Source organism: Cribrihabitans neustonicus, from assembly GCF_048820895.1.
In the GTDB taxonomy this organism is placed as follows: Bacteria; Pseudomonadota; Alphaproteobacteria; order Rhodobacterales; family Rhodobacteraceae; genus Cribrihabitans_A; species Cribrihabitans_A neustonicus.
On sequence record NZ_JBMERQ010000016.1, the window covers coordinates 16,077 to 34,423 of the forward strand.

An 18,347-nucleotide genomic window follows, 5' to 3' on the forward strand; every position below is an offset into this window, starting at 1 on the left:
GCAGCCGCTGCATGGCGGCCAGACCAAAGCGGGCGTTGCAGGGGCAGGGGCCTCTGACTATCTCCCGCGCATCACACCATGACCACGACATGCCTTGCTCCGGGAACCCGTCCCAGGGCTGCTGAAAAGGAACTGACCAATGGCATATTCGACCGTCTCCGCCCCCGCCGCCTCCGGCTTCTCTCTGCGTGCCGCGCTGTCGACCCTGGCGGACGCCTGGCGTCAGCGCCGCGAGTACAAGCGCACCGTGAACGAGCTGCGCGCGCTGTCCAACCGTGAGCTGGCCGACATCGGCCTGCACCGCTCCGGCATCCGCGGAGTGGCCCGCGAGCAGGTCTACGGCCGCCTCTGAGATCAAGAGGTCTCCTCCCCGGATCCGTCTCCTCCCTCCTCTCCGGATCCGGACCAGAAACGCCCCTGCCTGCCCGGCAGGGGCGTTTTCTTTGGGGAGGGGGAAATTCGTGCGCGGAAGCGCCTGCGCCCAGCAGAACGCTGCGCCGCATCGTTACCGGTAGGTCTCCAGCGCGGAACAACGCCGAGACTCCGCCGGGCACTGCCGGCGCGCTCCCATACGGCAGCGATGCGCGGCGTATGGAACCTACGTTTGTTTTGCCCCGGTTCCGCGGGGACGCGCATTTCCGCGCCGCGGGCTTGAACCGGACGCGCATCGGGTCTATACGCCCCCGGTGGCCTTGCGGGCCACGGAATCATCTATTGCAAAACGCCGCGTTTGGCCCATTCCGCTTCGGGGGCCACATCCGGCAAGGAGAAGCGACATGAAACTGCACCAACTGCGCGACAATCCCGGCGCCGCCAAGAAACGCACCCGCGTGGCCCGTGGCCCGGGTTCCGGCAAGGGCAAGATGGGTGGCCGCGGTATCAAAGGCCAGAAATCCCGTTCGGGTGTCTCGATCAACGGCTACGAAGGCGGCCAGATGCCGCTGTACCAGCGTCTGCCCAAGCGCGGCTTCAATAAGCCGAACCGCAAGTCCTACGCCGTTGTGAACCTGGGCCTGATCCAGAAGTTCATCGACGCCGGCAAGCTGGACGCGGCCAACGTCACCGAAGACGCGCTGATCGAATCCGGCCTGGTGCGCCGCAAGCTGGACGGTGTCCGCGTGCTGGCGAAGGGCGACATCACAGTCAAGGCGACCATTACGGTAACCGGCGCTTCCAAGGCGGCCATCGAGGCCGTTGAAAAGGCTGGCGGCGCTCTGACCGTGGCTCAGGCAGCCGCCGCGGAGTAACGGCTTGTTCGCGGCGCCAATGCCGCTTACATAGTCCCAAGTTTTCCTTGAACGCCGCCCGAGCCGGAAAACGGTTCCGGGCGGCGTTTCCGCTAAAGAAGAGACCTTTTCATGGTATCAGCAGCAGAACAAATGGCGGCGAACACCAGCTGGGCTGCCCTGGGCAAGGCCACGGATCTGCGCAACCGGATCCTGTTCACCCTCGGCCTCCTGATCGTCTACCGGCTTGGCACCTTTATTCCGGTTCCCGGCATCGATGCCGTGGCCCTGCGCCAGTTCATGGAGCAGGCAGGCCAGGGCATCGGCGGCATGGTGTCGATGTTCACCGGCGGCGCGCTTGGCCGGATGGGGATTTTTGCCCTTGGCATCATGCCCTATATTTCAGCCTCCATTATCGTTCAGCTTCTGGCCTCCATGGTGCCCGCGCTTGAGCAAATCAAGAAAGAGGGCGAGCAGGGCCGCAAGAAGATCAACCAGTACACCCGCTACGGCACTGTGGTGCTGGCGACCGCGCAGGCCTACGGGCTGGCGGTGTCGCTGGAATCCGGTGATCTGGCGACCGATCCGGGCATGTATTTCCGCATGGCCTGCATGATCACCCTGGTTGGCGGCACCATGTTCCTGATGTGGCTGGGCGAGCAGATCACCCAGCGCGGCATCGGCAATGGCATTTCGCTGATCATCTTTGTCGGCATCATCGCCGAGGTTCCGGCCGCTATCGCCCAGTTCTTCGCCTCCGGCCGTTCCGGTGCGATCAGCCCTGCGGTGATCATCGGCGTGATCCTGATGGTGATCGCGGTGATCATGTTCGTGGTGTTCATGGAGCGCGCGCTGCGCAAGATCCACATCCAGTACCCGCGCCGCCAGGTCGGCATGAAGGTCTATGACGGCGGCTCCTCGCATCTGCCGGTCAAGGTGAACCCGGCGGGCGTGATCCCGGCGATCTTCGCCTCCTCGCTGCTGTTGCTGCCGACCACGATCTCCGCCTTCTCCTCGGGCGCGGCGACCGGTCCGGTGATGTCCTGGCTGCTCGCCAACTTCGGCCCTGGCCAGCCGCTGTACCTGCTGTTTTTCGTCGCGATGATTGTGTTCTTCGCTTACTTCTACACCTTCAACGTCTCCTTCAAGCCGGAGGATGTGGCGAACAACCTGAAGAACCAGAACGGCTTTGTCCCCGGTGTCCGCCCGGGCAAGAAGACCGCCGAATACATTGAATATGTCGTGAACCGCATCCTGGTGCTGGGCTCGGCCTATCTGGCGCTGGTCTGCCTGCTGCCCGAGGTGCTGCGCGGCCAGTTCGCGATCCCGGTCTACTTCGGCGGCACCTCGGTGCTGATCGTGGTCTCGGTCACGATGGACACCATTCAGCAGGTGCAAAGCCACCTCCTCGCGCATCAGTATGAAGGCCTCATCGAGAAGAGCCAGCTGCGCGGGCGCAACAAGAAACGCACGAAACGGGGACCCTCTCGCCGATGACCAATATTATTCTTCTTGGACCGCCGGGCGCCGGCAAGGGCACCCAGGCGCGTCACCTGGTGGAAACCCGCGGCATGATCCAGCTGTCGACCGGCGACATGCTGCGCGAGGCCAAAACCAGCGGCACTGAAATGGGCCGCCGCGTGGCAGAGATCATGGATGCGGGCAAGCTGGTCACCGATGAGATTGTAATCGGGCTGATCGAGGAGAAGCTGACCTCCCAGACCGGCGGCGGCTTCATCTTCGACGGTTTCCCGCGCACTCTCGCACAGGCTGATGCGCTGGCCGCGCTGCTGGCGAAACTGGGTCAGTCCCTGCACACGGTGATCGAGATCCGGGTCGACGATGACGCGCTGGTCGAGCGCATCACCGGCCGTTTCACCTGCGGCAATTGCGGCGAGGTCTACCACGACAAGACCAAGCCGACGAAGGAGCCGGGCGTCTGCGACCAATGCGGCAGCACAGAAATGGTGCGCCGGGCCGACGACAACGAGGAAAGCCTGCGCACCCGGCTGATGGAATATTACAAGAAGACCTCGCCGCTGATCGGCTACTACTATGCGAAGGGCGACCTGCGCCCGGTCAACGGCCTGGCCGACATCTCCGAGGTGAAGGCCTCGATCCAGGCCGTTCTCGGCTGATCCCGCTGGGTTCGGGCAAGAGTTTGGAGGCCGGGAAGGATTCCCGGCCTTTCCTATTTCCGGCGGGGTTGACGCCCCCGGGTTTTCCACATACCCAACCGCATCCCTCCTGGGAATGATTCCCGGCGGGCAGATTCGTTTGCCTGCTGACACACCTCATTAAATGCTGGACCCGCTGGCCACACTGCCACGGTCAAGCGTTGTGAAAAAAGGTTCTGGTACTACGGAACCGCAACGAAAAGGAAAGTGACACGTGGCACGTATTGCCGGCGTTAACATCCCGACTGCAAAGCGGGTACCCATCGCCCTCACCTACATCACCGGTATCGGCAACACCTCGGCGAAAGCAATCTGCGAAGCCGTGGGCATCGACGCGACCCGTCGTGTGAACGAGCTGTCCGACGCGGAAGTCCTCGCGGTCCGCGAGCACATCGACGCCAACTACACCGTGGAAGGCGACCTGCGCCGCGAAGTTCAGATGAACATCAAGCGCCTGATGGACCTCGGCTGCTACCGCGGCCTGCGCCACCGCCGCAACCTGCCGGTTCGCGGTCAGCGCACCCACACCAACGCCCGTACCCGCAAGGGCCCGGCGAAGCCGATTGCCGGCAAGAAGAAGTAAGGGAGGGTTCGATCAATGGCACGCGATAAATCCCGCGTTAAGCGTAAAGAGCGCAAGAACATCGCAACCGGCGTTGCGCATGTGAACTCGTCGTTCAACAACACCAAGATCCTGATCTCCGACGTGCAGGGCAACGCGATCTCCTGGTCGTCGGCCGGCACCATGGGCTTCAAGGGCTCGCGGAAGTCGACCCCCTATGCCGCTCAGATGGCTGCAGAGGATGCAGGAAAGAAGGCACAGGAACACGGTGTGAAGACCCTGGAAGTCGAAGTTCAGGGCCCCGGCTCTGGCCGTGAATCGGCGCTGCGCGCGCTGGCCGCGGTGGGCTTCAACATCACTTCGATCCGTGACGTGACCCCGATTGCGCACAACGGCTGCCGCCCGCCGAAGCGCCGCCGCGTCTGATCGCAGGAAATTCTGCTGGGGCCCCGCTTGATTCGCAGGGCCCCAGTCCGTCATTTAAACCTCGGGAGTTTTCGCCTTAGGACATGGGGCGAAGACAGGAATGGAGGGACCGCATGATCCACAAGAACTGGGCAGAGCTGATCAAGCCGACACAGCTTGACGTGAAGCCGGGCAACGACCCTGCGCGCCAGGCGACTGTCGTCGCCGAACCGCTGGAGCGCGGCTTTGGCCTGACGCTGGGCAACGCTGTGCGCCGTGTGCTGATGAGCTCGCTGCAAGGTGCCGCGATCACCAGCGTGCAGATCGACAACGTGCTGCATGAGTTCTCCAGCGTTGCCGGTGTGCGCGAAGACGTCACCGACATTATCCTGAACCTCAAGGGCGTTTCCCTGCGTATGGAAGTCGAAGGCCCCAAGCGCCTGTCGATCAACGCGAAGGGCCCGGCTGTAGTCACCGCAGGCGACATCGCCGAGACCGCAGGCATCGAGGTTCTGAACCGCGACCACGTGATCTGCCACCTGGACGACGGCGCCGACCTGTTCATGGAGCTGACCGTGAATACCGGCAAGGGCTATGTCTCCGCCGACAAGAACAAGCCGGAAGACGCGCCCATTGGCCTGATCCCGATCGACGCGATTTACTCGCCGGTCAAAAAGGTCTCCTATGACGTGCAGCCCACCCGCGAGGGCCAGGTTCTGGACTATGACAAGCTGACCATGAAGGTGGAAACCGACGGCTCCATCACCCCCGATGATGCCGTTGCTTTTGCCGCCCGCATCCTGCAGGACCAGCTGTCGATCTTCGTCAACTTCGACGAGCCGGAATCTGCTGGCCGCGAAACCGAGGACGACGGGCTCGAGTTCAACCCGCTTCTGCTGAAGAAGGTGGACGAACTGGAACTTTCGGTGCGTTCGGCGAACTGCCTGAAGAACGACAATATCGTCTACATCGGCGACCTGATCCAGAAGACCGAAGCGGAGATGCTGCGCACCCCGAACTTCGGCCGCAAGTCGCTGAACGAGATCAAGGAAGTGCTGTCGGGCATGGGCCTGCACCTCGGCATGGATGTTGAGGACTGGCCGCCGGACAACATCGAGGATCTGGCGAAGAAGTTCGAAGACAGCTTCTGATCCGATTGAAGGGGGCCACGGCCCCCTTCGAAAATTCCCGGGCTTGCCGGGGACATCTGGGCACTCCCGCCCCAAGGAGAACGGCTGACACGCATCAGCCGGCAGACAAAGCAAAACCTGAAGAAGGAAGACGACAATGCGTCATAAACGTGGCTACCGCCGCCTGAACCGGACCCACGAGCACCGGAAGGCCCTGTTTGCCAACATGGCAGGCTCGCTGATCGAGCACGAGCAGATCAAAACTACCCTGCCCAAGGCCAAGGAACTGCGTCCGATCATCGAAAAGATGATCACCCTTGCAAAGCGCGGCGACCTGCACGCCCGCCGTCAGGCCGCGTCCAAGCTGAAAGAGGACAAGGACGTCGCCAAGCTGTTCGAGGTTCTGGGCCCGCGTTACAAGGACCGTCAGGGCGGCTACGTCCGGATCCTGAAGGCCGGCTTCCGCTATGGCGACATGGCACCGATGGCCATCATCGAATTCGTCGACCGTGACACCTCTGCCAAAGGTGCCGCCGACAAGGCCCGCCTGGCAGAGCTCGAGGCCGCCGAAGAAGAATAAGGCGCAGCAGGTCCCTCGCGGACCGCAGCCTCAACCCCCGCTCCGCCCGGAGCGGGGGTTTTCTTATTTGTCCGGCAACATGCCTTCCGCCTTGCCGGTTTCCCGCGCTGGCAATGGAATCGTAATTTTATTCTGCTTTGACGGTTCCGAATAGCGAAGCATGGGACCGATGAAATGGCAGTTTCAAAGTTAAAACCACGCCGGCGCTGGTCGCTCGGCAACTTGCGGACCAAATCGAAGATCGTCCTCACGGCGCTTCTGCCGCTGATCCTGGTTATGGGCGTGGGCGTCCTTGCGGTGGTCGACCTCGGCCGCATGGCCGAAACGGCCGGGCGGGTGGAGCAGACTCAGAAATCGCTGGACGCCGCCCAGGAATACGCCATCGCGGCGGCGGACATGGAAACCGGGCTGCGCGGCTATTTGCTGGCGGGGCGGGAGGAGTACCTGGCGCCCTACGAGGCCGGACAGGCCCGTGCCGCGACCGCTCTTGCCGCGCTCCGGTCCATGGCAGAAGGCCGGCCCGACCAGTTGGCGCGCCTCGACGAGGCGGCGGAGGCGCTGAAAGGCTGGCAGGAGGACGTCGCGGTTGAGGCCATTTCCCTGCGGCAGGAGATCGGCGATGCGCTCAACATGAATGACATGGCCGATGAGGTGAAGAAGTCCCAAGGCAAAGTCTACTTCGAGGAATTGAGGGCCGAGATCGAGAGCTTCACCAGCGAGGAGGAGGTGTCGCTCGAAGACAAGCGCCGCAGCTTCTCCTCGCTTGTGAAGCTGGGGATCGCGAGTTCCGACTACCTCACCGAGTCGCTGCAAGCGGTAGAGGCCGGCTACGGTGTCATCAACACTGCCAAAGATCTGCTGGCGGCCTCGGTCGACATGGAAACCCGGATGCGCGGCTTCCTTCTGGCGGGAGATCCCGAGTTCCTGCGCGCATACGTGGACAGCAGCATCAAGTTCGACGGCCTCCTGGCAAAGCTGAAATCGGCGCTGGGGGATAATCTGCTGCAAGTGAACCGGCTCAACAACATGACCTCCATTGTCGGCAAGTGGCGCAACGAGGTTGCGGCGCCCGCGATGCAGATGCGCCGCAGGATCGGCGATGCCGCCACTATGGACGACATGGCCGATTTCGTCGCCGAAGGCCGCGGCAAGCAGTATTTCGACGCCTTCCGCGCCGCGCTTGGGAAATTCCGCAGCGCCGAGGCGGATCTGATGGCTGATCGGCGGGCCGAGGCGCAGAAGATTTCGTCCGAAACCCGCATGATGATTCCCGCTGCCACCGGCACTGCGATCCTGATCGGCGCGGTAATGGCGCTGGTTCTTGGCTCCAGCATCGCCTCCGGCGTGCGCAGCATTGCGGGTGCGATGCGCGCCCTGGCCGAAGGCGACAACAGCGTCGAGATCAAGGGCCAGAACCGCCGCGACGAGGTGGGGGAGATGGCTTCGGCGCTGCACACTTTCCGCAGCGAGCTGATCAAGATGCAGGAGGCCGAGAAGAAGAAGGCCGAGGGCAAGGACGCCGAGCAGACCGCCGTGGTGCGCGAGCTGAGCGAACGCCTGTCGCTGCTGGCGCAGGGTGACCTGACGGTGGAAATCGCCGAGGCCTTCCCGGAGGACTACGAAAAGCTGCGCCAGGACTTCAACACCACCGCGCGCAACCTGCATTCCATCGTGGACCAGGTCGCAGCGCTGTCGGCCAGCATCCGCAATGGCGCCGCGGAGATCAGCCAGTCGTCCGACGACCTGTCGCGCCGTACCGAAAGCCAGGCCGCGACACTGGAGGAAACCGCCGCGGCGCTGGATGAGCTGACAGCAAGCGTCAAATCCGCGGCTGAAGGCGCCCGTTCGGTCGAGACCACCATGGGTGAAGCCAAGGCCGAGGCCGAGGCGAGCGGAGAAGTGGTGCAGAGCGCCGTCTCGGCTATGACAGAAATTGAGCAGAGCTCGAAGCATATCTCCCAGATAATCAGCGTGATCGACGACATCGCCTTCCAAACCAACCTTCTCGCGCTCAATGCAGGTGTCGAGGCGGCACGCGCTGGCGAAGCGGGCAAGGGTTTTGCAGTCGTTGCAAGCGAAGTGAGGGCACTGGCGCAGCGGTCGTCCGGCGCGGCGATGGAAATCAAGACCTTGATCGGCGACAGTTCCAAGCAGGTGGAGCGCGGCGTGGATCTCGTCGGAAAGACCGGAAAGGCGCTGCAAAGCATCGTGGCGCAGGTGAGCCACATCTCTCAGCTGGTGTCCGGGATCGCCGAGGGCGCGGCCGAGCAATCCATCGGCCTGAACGAGATCAATATGGGCATGTCGCAGCTCGACCAGGTCACCCAGCAGAATGCCGCGATGGTGGAGGAAGCCACCGCCGCAGGCCACATGCTGAACAGCGACGCCACCAAGCTGGCGGAGCTGATGGGGCACTTTAATACCGGCGGCACGGTCCAGACCGCGCAGCGGGAACAGGCGGCTGCCGCCTGACGCGCCGCTCCCGCGAGGCGCCGTTACGCTTGCCCCCGCCCGGTTTCCGGGCGGGGGCATTTTAAGGGGTGACAGGGCGGATTTCCCCAGCTAACGTCCCGGGCATGACCCGTACCTATACCGCATTCTGGTATTTTTACTATCCGCGCCAGCAGGCGGACGGAGGGGTCTAGGCGTTCTGAGATTTTTGGAACCCGCATGATACCAAACCAGCCGCCCGCGTCCCGCAGGCGGTTTTTTTGTATCCGCCGCCGGGCTTGGGCCTCCAGCAAGGACCCGCAGAACCATGACAGCCGAAACCCAAAACCTGCGCATCACCGGCATGCAGGAACTGGTCTCTCCCGACGCGCTGGCCGCACGCCTGCCGGCGCCCAGGGCCGCGCTTGATACCGTGCGCGCGAGCCGTGCCGCGATCCAGGACATCCTGCACGGCCGGGACGGCCGCCTGATCGTCGTGACCGGCCCGTGCTCGCTGCATGACCCGGAAGCGGCGCTCGACTACGCCCGCCGCTTGAAGCCGCTGCGCGACCGGCTGGCAGGGGAACTGGAGATCGTGATGCGGGTCTACTTTGAGAAGCCGCGCACCATCAGCGGCTGGAAGGGGCTGATCAACGATCCCGGCCTCGACGGCTCGTTCCGGATCAATGACGGCCTGGAGCTCGCGCGCCGGCTGTGCCTGGAGATCAACGCGGCTGGCGTGCCCGCGGGAACCGAGTTCCTCGACACCGCGGTGCCGCAGTACATCTCGGACCTGGTGGCCTGGGCCGCAATTGGCGCCCGCACGACCGAGAGCCAGATCCACCGCGAAATGGCCTCGGGCCTCAGCTGCCCGGTGGGGTTCAAGAACGGCACCAAAGGCGATGTGCAGATTGCGGTGGATGCGGTGCGCGCGGCAGCGCACCCGCATCATTTCATGGCGCTTGCCGGCAATGGCCGCGCCGCCATCGCGGCGACCAGCGGCAATCCGGACTGCCATATCATCCTGCGCGGGGGCGGCGGCACCAACTATGATGCGGGCTCGGTCGAAGCGGCCTGCAAGCTGGCGGCGCGCGACGGCATCCGCCCGCAGGTGATGATCGATGCGAGCCACGCGAACAGCGGCAAGGATCCGCTGCGCCAGCCCCAGGTCTTGGCGGATGTCGCCGGTCAGATCGCGGGCGGCGATGCCCGCATCACTGGCGTGATGATCGAAAGCCACGTGGTGGCCGGGCGCCAGGACCTGGGGCAGAAACCGCTCACCTACGGGCAGTCGGTCACCGATGGCTGTCTTGGCTGGGAGGACACGGCCGCGGAGCTGGAGAAACTGGCGCAGGCCGTCAAGGCACGGCGGCAGCGGGCGGAGCGCCGCGAACTGGCGGATGCATGATGCAGCCGCCGGGGGGACGCGCCTGTTCGGCGCGTGCCTCCGGCGGGAGTATTTGCGGGAAAGATGACAGGCAGCCGCGCCCCGGCATCGGGGCGGCTTGCAATCCTTGCGCAGGCTCCGCATATCCATCGGGCAGCCACCATGGGAGCTTTCATGATCCGTGCCGCCCTCACCATCCTGGCCCTCGCGCTGGCCCTGCCTTCCGCCATCACCGCCGAGACCCGCGTGCCGCAAAGCCAGTCCGAGATCTCGCTGGGATTTGCGCCCCTGGTGAAGGAAGCCGCGCCCGCGGTGGTCAACATCTACGCCAAGATCGTCACCCGGGTGCAGCGGCGTTCGCCCTTCGCCAGCGATCCGTTCTTCGACGATTTCTTCCGCGGCTTTGCCGAGCCGCGCCCGCGGGTAGAGAATTCGCTGGGCTCCGGCGTGATCCTGTCGGCGGATGGCATCGTGGTATCGAACTACCACGTGGTGGGCTCGGCCACCGAGATCCGCGTGGTGACGGCGGACCGGCGCGAATATGACGCCGAGGTGATTCTGGGCGACAAGGCCAGCGACCTCGCCATCCTGCGGCTGAAAGGCGCGGAGGGCCTGCCGCATCTGGAACTGCGCAACAGCGACCGGGTCCAGGTTGGGGAGCTGGCGCTGGCGATCGGCAACCCTTTTGGCGTGGGGCAAACGGTGAGCAGCGGCATCATCTCGGGTCTGGCGCGCACCGGCATGGGGGCGGGCGACGGCTTTGGCTACTACATCCAGACCGATGCGCCGATCAACCCGGGCAATTCGGGCGGCGCGCTAATCGGCGTGGATGGCAGGCTGATCGGCATCAATACGCGTATTCTGTCGCGCTCGGGCGGCTCCAACGGGATCGGCTTTGCGATCCCGGCCAACCTGGTGCGGGAATTCGTGGCGCAGGCCCGCGCGGGCGCGGAGGAGTTCCAGCGCCCCTGGGCGGGCATGGCCGGGCAGCCGGTGGACGCTGATCTTGCGGCTTCCCTCGGGATGGCGCTGCCGGAGGGGATGGTGGTCTCCGACCTGCACCCGGAAAGCCCCTTTGCCGTGGCGGGCTTCCGGGTGGGCGACGTGATTACCCATGTTGATGGCGAGGTGGTGAACTCTCCATCCGAGATGGTGTTCCGGATGAGCGTGGCCGGCATGGACAGCAGCGCCCGCATCACGCGGCTGCGGGATGGCCGCGCAGAAGAGGTCGAAGTGCGTATGGCGGCCGCACCGGACCAGCCGCCGTCAGAGCCGGTGCAGCTTGGCCGCCGAACGGCGCTGCCGGGACTCACGGTGGCGCGGGTGAATCCGCAAGTGATCGCGCGTCTGGGGCTGCCCCTGGCGGCCACGGGTGTGGCCGTGGTCGACCCCGGCCCTTATGCCGCCCGCGGCGGGGTGCAGCAGGGCGACCTGCTGATGGCGGTGAATGGCCGTGCAGTGCGCAGCCCGGAGGACGTGGCAAAGGTACTGTCTCGCAGCGGCCGCTGGGTGCAGATCGACCTGCAGCGCCGCGGCCGCAGCCTGTCTTTGCGGTTCCGGATCTGATGGCGGACTTGTTTGCATCCCCTCCGCCCGGCGGCGATGATGCGCCGCGGCCCGAGCCGAACCGGCCGCTGGCCGACCGTCTGCGCCCGCAAAGCCTGTCCGACGTGATCGGTCAGAGGCGGGTCCTGGGCCCGGACGCGCCGCTGGGGGTGATGCTGGCCTCGAACTCGCTGTCTTCGCTGATCTTCTGGGGCCCGCCGGGGGTTGGCAAGACCACCATCGCGCGGCTTCTGGCCAAGGAGACGGATCTGCATTTCGTGCAGATTTCGGCGATCTTCACGGGCGTGCCGGATCTGAAGAAAGTGTTCGAGGCGGCCAAGATCCGGCGCCAGAACGGGCAGGGGACGCTGTTGTTCGTGGACGAGATCCACCGTTTCAACAAGGCCCAGCAGGACAGCTTCCTGCCGCATATGGAGGATGGCACCATCCTCCTGGTGGGGGCGACGACCGAGAACCCCTCGTTCGAGCTGAACGCCGCCGTCCTGTCGCGCGCGCAAGTGCTGGTGCTGGAGCGGCTGCCGCTTTCCGACCTTGAGCGGCTCACCCAGCGGGCCGAGAAGGAGCTGGGCCGCCCGCTGCCGCTCGCCGGCGATGCCCGCGATGCGCTGCAGGAGATGGCCGACGGCGATGGCCGCGCGCTGTTGAACCTGATCGAGCAGGTCGCGGCCTGGCAGGTGGACGCGCCCCTGGGCCGCGAGGCGCTGGCCACCAGGCTGATGCGGCGGGCGGCGAAATACGACAAGTCGGGCGACGAGCATTACAACCTGATCTCGGCGCTGCACAAATCGGTGCGCGGCTCGGACCCGGATGCGGCGCTCTACTGGTTTGCCCGGATGCTCGAGGGCGGCGAGGACCCGCGCTATCTGGCCCGGCGCCTGACCCGGATGGCAGTGGAGGACATCGCGCTGGCCGATCCGCAGGCGCAGGCAGTCTGCCTGCAGGCCTGGGACACCTATGAACGGCTCGGCTCGCCCGAGGGGGAGCTGGCGCTGGCGCAGGCGGTGATCTACCTCGCGCTCGCGCCCAAGACCAACGCGGGCTACATGGCCTACAAGGCGGCGCGCAGGCTTGCCAGGCAGACCGGCAGCGAGCCGCCGCCCAAGCATATCCTGAACGCGCCGACCAAGCTGATGAAGGAGCAGGGGTATGGCTCGGGCTACGACTACGACCACAACGCCGAGGACGGGTTTTCGGGGCAGAACTACTTCCCCGAGGGCGTGAAGCGGCCGGTGCTCTACCAGCCTGTAGAGCGCGGGTTCGAGCGCGAGCTGAAGCGCCGCACGGAGTATTTCGCGAAGCTCAGGGTGCAGCGGAACTCGTGAACCGGCTTTCCGCCGGAAAGCCGGTGCCTCCGGCGGGAGTATTTGGGCCGAGGTGAAAGAGCGGGCGCGCGCAGCACGGCGGCCTGAGCGGCGGCCGCAAGGCGGGTTTGCGCCACGGAAACTTGACATCTCCGCCTGCGCGCGCGACAGGACGGGGATGATTTCAACGGTTTCCATGGTGGCGCTCGGCGGTGCGATCGGCGCCTCTTGCCGCTATCTGGCCGGGCTGGCGGTGATCCGTCTGGCAGGCCACCACGCGTTCCCGGTGGCGGTGCTGTCGGTAAACGTACTCGGATCTTTCCTGATGGGGATCTTTGTGGTGGCGGCGGCGATGCGCGGGCTGACCTGGCTCAGCCCCTTTGTGATGACCGGGCTTCTGGGCGGCTTCACTACCTTTTCGGCGTTCTCACTGGAGGCCGCCAATCTGATCGAACGCGGCGCTCTCGGGCAGGCCGCTATTTATGTCGGGCTGTCGGCGGGGGGATCCATCGGCGGCCTGTTCCTGGGCCTGATGGCCGGAAGAGGAGTGTTCGCATGAGCGGCGTGCAGATGATCACCGTAAGCGAGGACGACGGCGGCCAGCGCATCGACCGCTGGCTGCGCGGGCTGTTTCCGCACCTGAGCCAGGGGCGGATCGAGAAGATGTGCCGCAAGGGCGAACTGCGGCTTGAGGGCGGCCGGGTCAAGGCCAGCACGCGGATTGAGGCGGGGCAGACCGTGCGGGTGCCGCCGCTGCCCGACAGCGACCACAAGCCGGCCGAGGCGCGGCCTGCGCGGATCTCGCCCGCGGACGAGAAGATGATCCAGGCCTGCGTGATCTACCGCGACGACGACGTGATCGTGCTGAACAAGCCCGCGGGTCTTGCGGTACAGGGCGGCTCCGGTACCTCGAAACATGTGGACGGGCTGTCCGAAGCGCTGAAGTTCGGGCTGGAGGAAAAGCCGCGGCTGGTGCACCGGCTCGACAAGGACACCTCGGGGGTTCTGGTGCTCGCGCGCAACCGAAAGGCGGCGCAGGCGCTGACCGCGGCCTTCCGTCACAAGAACACCCGCAAGATCTACTGGGCGCTGGTGGCGGGCGTGCCGACGCCTTATCTCGGCGAGATCAAGACCGGGCTGGTGAAAGCGCCGGGCCACGGCAAGGGCGGTGAAGGCGAAAAGATGATCAACGTGGATCCGCGCGACATTGCCGGCACGCCGGGTGCCAAGCGTGCGCACACCGTTTATGCGACGCTGTTCCGGGTCGCGAGCCGCGCTGCCTGGGTGGCGATGGAACCGGTCACCGGCCGCACCCACCAGCTGCGCGCGCATATGGCCGGTATCGGCCATCCGATTGCGGGTGATGGCAAATATGGCGGGTCGGGTCAGGAGAATCTTGGTGACGGCTGGGGCGCGCAGATCGGCGGGGTGATCTCCAAGAAGCTGCACCTGCATGCGCGCCGCATGGTGTTTGAACATCCCGTGAACCGGAAGAATGTGACCGTGGTGGCACCTCTGCCTGCGCATATGAAGGAAAGCTGGGAGACCTTCGGCTGGAACGAGGATCTGGCCGCCGACGATCCCTTCGAGGATCTGCAGTGACCGCGCCGCTGCGGCTCATATTGTTCGACGTCGACGGCACGCTGGCGGACAGCCAGGCGGCGATCACCGGCGCGATGGCAGCGGCCTTCGGCGGCGCCGGACTCCCGGCACCTTCGCGCGAGGCGGTCCTGTCGATCGTCGGCCTGTCGCTGCCGCTGGCAATGCGGGAGCTGGCGCCGGAGCAGGAAGCGCCGGTTCTGGACACGCTGGTGGGGGGATATAAGCGGGCCTACATGCAGGCACGCGAGGCGGCGGGTGCCGGCCATACGCCGCTGTTCCCCGGTGCCCGCGAGATGCTGACGGAGCTGCACGCGGTGCCGGAGTACCTGCTCGGCGTCGCCACTGGCAAATCCCAGCGCGGGCTGGAGGCGCTGATTGCTTCGCATGGGCTCGATTGTTTCGTGACCCGGCAGGTGGCGGACCACCACCCCTCGAAGCCGCATCCGGCGATGATCGAGGCGGCGATGGCGGAAACCGGGGTCGGACGCGCAAGCACGGTGATGATCGGCGATACGCGGTTTGACATTGAAATGGGCAGGGCAGCAGGGGTGACAACTATCGCCGTGCCCTGGGGCTATCATCCGGCAGAAACTTTGGGCGCCGATTTCCTGATCCGCAGCTTCGCGGAACTGCGCCCGCTGCTGGCACAGATCTGGAAGGCATGAGCGATGAGCGAGTGGAAGCAAAAGCGGTTCTGGAAACAAGTGACGGTTGCCGAGGCAGACGGCAGCTTTGCGGTGGAACTGGACGGCCGCCGGGTGAAGACCCCGGCCAAGGCGCCGCTGGCGGTGCCGACCCGCGCCCTGGCGGAGGCCATTGCGGCAGAATGGGATGCGCAGGGCGAATCAATTGATCCGCGCGCGATGCCTTGCACCCGTTCGGCCAATGCCGCGATTGACAAGGTGACACATCAGCACGGCGAAGTGGCCGACATGCTGAGCGAGTATGGCGACACCGATCTTCTTTGTTACCGTGCCACCACGCCGGAGGAACTGGCCCGGCGCCAGGCCGCGGAATGGGACCCGGCGCTGGACTGGGCCGAGACGGCGCTGGGTGCCCGGCTGCGGCCGCGCGAGGGCGTATTGCACGCCCCCCAGGATCCCGCGGCTCTGGATGTGTTGCGGGGCCGGGTGCATGCGCTGAACCCTTTCCAGCTGGCCGCCTTCCACGATTTGGTTGGGATTTCCGGCTCTTTGGTGCTGGCATTTGCCGCCGCCGGGGGCTGGCGCAGTGCCGGGGAAATCTGGCAGCTTTCCCGCCTGGACGAACGCTGGCAGGAAGAACAATGGGGCGTGGACGAGGAAGCCGCCGCTGCCGCCGAGGTGAAGCGGCAGGAATTTCTGCACGCGGAGCGCTTCTTCCGCCTGTCCTGAAAAGACCAGAAATTTCAAAGCTTCGGGGCCGGGGGCAAGATTGCTGCCGGAGGAGTGACTGAGCGTTATCCGGCCATCGAATTTCCTGATACCATACTTGACGTTTGCTGATGAATGCGCCCAAACTTGGCCACGGATCAGGGGAAAGCTCCTGTTCAGTCTGAGTTCCGGCGGGCAAGCGCCGGCAAATAAGAACCGCCGGACAGGCGGGCCATCAGGAAGAGGTAAATATGAAAAAATCCGTATTTTTGGGCGCTGTGACCGTAGCCGGTCTGGCGGCTGGAGCTGCAGCTGCGGGCACGCTGGACGATGTGAAGGCGCGCGGCAAGCTGAACTGCGGCGTCACCACCGGTCTGGTCGGATTTGCGGCCCCGAATGCGAGTGGCGAATGGGAGGGCTTTGACGTTGCGGTTTGCCGCGCCGTGGCCGCGGCCGTGCTGGGCGACTCCACCGCGGTGGAATTCGTCCCGACCACCGGCAAGACCCGCTTCACCGCGCTGTCCTCGGGTGAGATCGACATGCTGGCGCGCAACACCACCTGGACGTTCTCCCGCGACGTCGATCTGAAGTTCGAGTTCACCGGCATCAACTACTACGATGGCCAGGGCTTCATGGTGCCGAAGGAATTGGGCGTGTCCTCGGCCAAGGAACTGGACGGCGCCACCGTCTGCATCCAGACCGGCACCACCACGGAACTGAACCTGGCTGACTTCTTCCGCTCCAACAACATCAGCTACGAGCCGGTTCCGATCGAGACCAACGCCGAAGCGCAGCAGCAGTATCTGGCGGGCGCTTGTGACGTCTACACCACCGACGCCTCCGGTCTGGCCGCAACCCGCGCGACCTTCGACGACCCGTCCGCGCATGTGATCCTGCCGGAAATCATCTCGAAAGAGCCGCTTGGCCCGCTGGTCCGCCATGGCGACCACGAGTGGGGCGATGTGGTCCGCTGGACCCTGAACGCGCTGATCGCGGCTGAAGAGCTTGGCGTCACCTCGACCAACATCAACGAGATGGGGGCCGGCTCCGACAACCCGGAAATCAGCCGTCTGCTCGGTACCGAAGGCAACCTGGGAGAGATGCTGGGCCTGTCCAACGACTGGGCCAAGAACGCCATCTCGGCCGCAGGCAACTACGGTGAGATCTTCGCTAAGAACATCGGCGAGGACACTCCGATCGGCCTGGCCCGCGGTCTCAACGCCCAGTGGACCGACGGCGGCCTGCTGTACGCTCCGCCGTTCCGCTAAGCCAACCACGGGAGGGGCGCAGGGAATTCCTGCGCCCTTTTCCTATCCGTAATAATAAACTCCGGAATGCTGCGGAGCGGTGGCCAACACCGCCAGGACAGACCTCCGGAGCCAGGGGATCACACCTATGTCAACGTTAACCGACCCGCCGGCCCAAAGCTTCCGGCTGTCCATGCTTCTCAACGATACCCGTTACAGGTCCCTGACGTTTCAGGTGATAGCGGCGATCGTTCTGGCCCTCTTTATCTGGTATCTGGGCAACAACCTGATCCAGAACCTGCGTGCGGCCGGGCTCAATATTTCCTACGCTTTCCTGGGCGATTCAGCGGGTTACGACATCAACCAGACCCTGGTTGAATACAACAGCCAGTCCAGCCACGCGCGCGCAGCGCTGGTCGGGTTGCTGAACACGCTGCTCGTCGCCTTCCTCGCCTGCGTGACCGCCACCATCTTCGGTGTCATTGCCGGCGTGCTGCGGCTCTCCAACAACTGGCTCGTCTCCAAGCTGATGGCGGTCTACGTGGAGATCTTCCGCAATATTCCGGTGCTGATCTGGATCATTATCATCTTCACCATCATGACGGCGGTGCTGCCGGGCCCGCGGGCGTTCCGCGGCGACGATGCCACCTCCAGCATGCTGTTTGATGCCTTTGCCTTCACCAACCGCGGCATCTACACGCCGCTGCCCTGGTTCCAGAACGGCATCTTTGCCAGCACAGCGCTGAATTGGCTCTTGGTGCTGGCGGGCTTTGGCCTCTCCTGGGTTGTGGCGCACCAGATCAATGTCTGGGCCAACCACAAGCAGGAAGCGACAGGCGTGCGCCCCAAGACCCTGCTGCCGGTACTCGCCGCATGGCTGGTGCCTTTCCTGGCGCTGATGACGATCATGGGGCTGACCTGGGAATACCCCGAACTCAGAGGCTTTAATTTCAGCGGCGGCATCAAAATCGGCGGCCCGCTGATCGCGCTGTGGTTCGCGCTGTCGATCTATACCGGCGCCTTCATCGCGGAGAACGTCCGGGCCGGCATCCAGGCGGTGTCCAAGGGCCAGACCGAGGCCGCCGCCGCGCTGGGTCTGCGCCCGCGCCGCGTGATGAACCTGGTGGTTCTGCCGCAGGCGATGCGGGTGATCATCCCGCCGCTGATTTCGCAGTTCCTCAACATCACCAAGAACTCCTCGCTCGCCATCGCCGTGGGCTATGCGGATATCACCGCAACCCTTGGCGGCATCACCCTCAACCAAACCGGCCGCGCCATCGAATGCGTGCTGCTTTTGATGCTGTTCTACCTGACCGCTTCGCTGGTGATTTCGATGGTGATGAACGTCTACAACGCATCTGTGAAGCTGAAGGAGCGCTGAG

At 64.8% G+C, this 18,347-nt stretch carries 18 protein-coding genes; all 18 read left to right on the top strand.

Features of this window, described 5'->3' with window-relative positions; genetic code table 11:
- Positions 1-139 precede the first annotated feature (139 nt).
- The 18 genes from ACOHWE_RS18725 to ACOHWE_RS18810 all read left to right on the top strand — a co-directional run bounded on the left by ACOHWE_RS18725 (position 140) and on the right by ACOHWE_RS18810 (position 18,346).
- Positions 140-352, top strand: a complete 213-nt coding sequence (locus ACOHWE_RS18725; RefSeq protein WP_420668252.1) for a DUF1127 domain-containing protein — start codon at positions 140-142, stop codon at positions 350-352.
- Positions 353-776: 424 nt separating this feature from the next.
- Entirely contained in the window at positions 777-1,247 is a 471-nt protein-coding gene (gene rplO, locus ACOHWE_RS18730; protein WP_420668253.1) for a 50S ribosomal protein L15, read from the top strand.
- 111 nt (positions 1,248-1,358) lie between these two features.
- On the top strand, positions 1,359-2,723 hold the full coding sequence (gene secY, locus ACOHWE_RS18735) for a preprotein translocase subunit SecY (RefSeq protein ID WP_420668254.1): 1,365 nt from the start codon (positions 1,359-1,361) through the stop codon (positions 2,721-2,723).
- The gene (locus ACOHWE_RS18740) at positions 2,720-3,364 is read left to right on the top strand and encodes an adenylate kinase (protein ID WP_420668255.1); all 645 of its coding nucleotides are present in this window, start codon (positions 2,720-2,722) and stop codon (positions 3,362-3,364) included. The genes secY and ACOHWE_RS18740 overlap by 4 nt, the downstream gene beginning before the upstream one ends.
- Positions 3,365-3,617: 253 nt before the next feature.
- The gene (rpsM, locus tag ACOHWE_RS18745) at positions 3,618-3,986 is read left to right on the top strand and encodes a 30S ribosomal protein S13 (RefSeq protein WP_420668256.1); all 369 of its coding nucleotides are present in this window, start codon (positions 3,618-3,620) and stop codon (positions 3,984-3,986) included.
- 15 nt (positions 3,987-4,001) lie between these two features.
- Positions 4,002-4,391 carry a 30S ribosomal protein S11 gene (gene rpsK / locus ACOHWE_RS18750; RefSeq protein WP_420668257.1) on the top strand — a complete coding sequence of 130 codons (390 nt, stop codon included), beginning with the start codon at positions 4,002-4,004 and terminating at the stop codon, positions 4,389-4,391.
- A gap of 113 nt (positions 4,392-4,504) precedes the next feature.
- Positions 4,505-5,521 (top strand): DNA-directed RNA polymerase subunit alpha, encoded by a 1,017-nt coding sequence (locus ACOHWE_RS18755; protein WP_420668258.1) that lies wholly within the window; start codon positions 4,505-4,507, stop codon positions 5,519-5,521.
- A gap of 136 nt (positions 5,522-5,657) precedes the next feature.
- Positions 5,658-6,080 carry a 50S ribosomal protein L17 gene (rplQ, locus tag ACOHWE_RS18760; RefSeq protein WP_420668259.1) on the top strand — a complete coding sequence of 141 codons (423 nt, stop codon included), beginning with the start codon at positions 5,658-5,660 and terminating at the stop codon, positions 6,078-6,080.
- Positions 6,081-6,254: 174 nt separating this feature from the next.
- The gene (locus ACOHWE_RS18765; protein WP_420668260.1) at positions 6,255-8,552 is read left to right on the top strand and encodes a CHASE3 domain-containing protein; all 2,298 of its coding nucleotides are present in this window, start codon (positions 6,255-6,257) and stop codon (positions 8,550-8,552) included.
- Positions 8,553-8,838: 286 nt separating this feature from the next.
- On the top strand, positions 8,839-9,918 hold the full coding sequence (locus ACOHWE_RS18770; RefSeq protein WP_420668261.1) for a 3-deoxy-7-phosphoheptulonate synthase: 1,080 nt from the start codon (positions 8,839-8,841) through the stop codon (positions 9,916-9,918).
- A 153-nt stretch (positions 9,919-10,071) separates the two neighbouring features.
- Positions 10,072-11,463: a trypsin-like peptidase domain-containing protein gene (locus tag ACOHWE_RS18775; protein WP_420668262.1), complete on the top strand. Its 1,392-nt coding sequence runs from the start codon at positions 10,072-10,074 to the stop codon at positions 11,461-11,463.
- On the top strand, positions 11,463-12,785 hold the full coding sequence (locus ACOHWE_RS18780; protein WP_420668263.1) for a replication-associated recombination protein A: 1,323 nt from the start codon (positions 11,463-11,465) through the stop codon (positions 12,783-12,785). The genes ACOHWE_RS18775 and ACOHWE_RS18780 overlap by 1 nt, the downstream gene beginning before the upstream one ends.
- A 157-nt stretch (positions 12,786-12,942) precedes the next feature.
- A complete protein-coding gene (gene crcB / locus ACOHWE_RS18785; RefSeq protein ID WP_420668264.1) occupies positions 12,943-13,323 on the top strand; it encodes a fluoride efflux transporter CrcB in 381 nt (126 codons plus the stop codon).
- Positions 13,320-14,366, top strand: a complete 1,047-nt coding sequence (locus ACOHWE_RS18790) for an RluA family pseudouridine synthase (RefSeq protein WP_420668265.1) — start codon at positions 13,320-13,322, stop codon at positions 14,364-14,366. The genes crcB and ACOHWE_RS18790 overlap by 4 nt, the downstream gene beginning before the upstream one ends.
- Positions 14,363-15,031, top strand: a complete 669-nt coding sequence (locus ACOHWE_RS18795) for an HAD-IA family hydrolase (RefSeq protein ID WP_420668266.1) — start codon at positions 14,363-14,365, stop codon at positions 15,029-15,031. The genes ACOHWE_RS18790 and ACOHWE_RS18795 overlap by 4 nt, the downstream gene beginning before the upstream one ends.
- Positions 15,032-15,034: 3 nt before the next feature.
- Positions 15,035-15,739, top strand: a complete 705-nt coding sequence (locus ACOHWE_RS18800; protein WP_420668267.1) for an ATP12 family chaperone protein — start codon at positions 15,035-15,037, stop codon at positions 15,737-15,739.
- Positions 15,740-15,969: 230 nt separating this feature from the next.
- The gene (locus ACOHWE_RS18805; RefSeq protein ID WP_420668268.1) at positions 15,970-16,986 is read left to right on the top strand and encodes an amino acid ABC transporter substrate-binding protein; all 1,017 of its coding nucleotides are present in this window, start codon (positions 15,970-15,972) and stop codon (positions 16,984-16,986) included.
- 127 nt (positions 16,987-17,113) lie between these two features.
- Complete coding sequence (locus ACOHWE_RS18810; protein ID WP_420668269.1) at positions 17,114-18,346, top strand: amino acid ABC transporter permease; 1,233 nt, start codon at positions 17,114-17,116, stop codon at positions 18,344-18,346.
- Position 18,347: the final 1 nt, after the last annotated feature.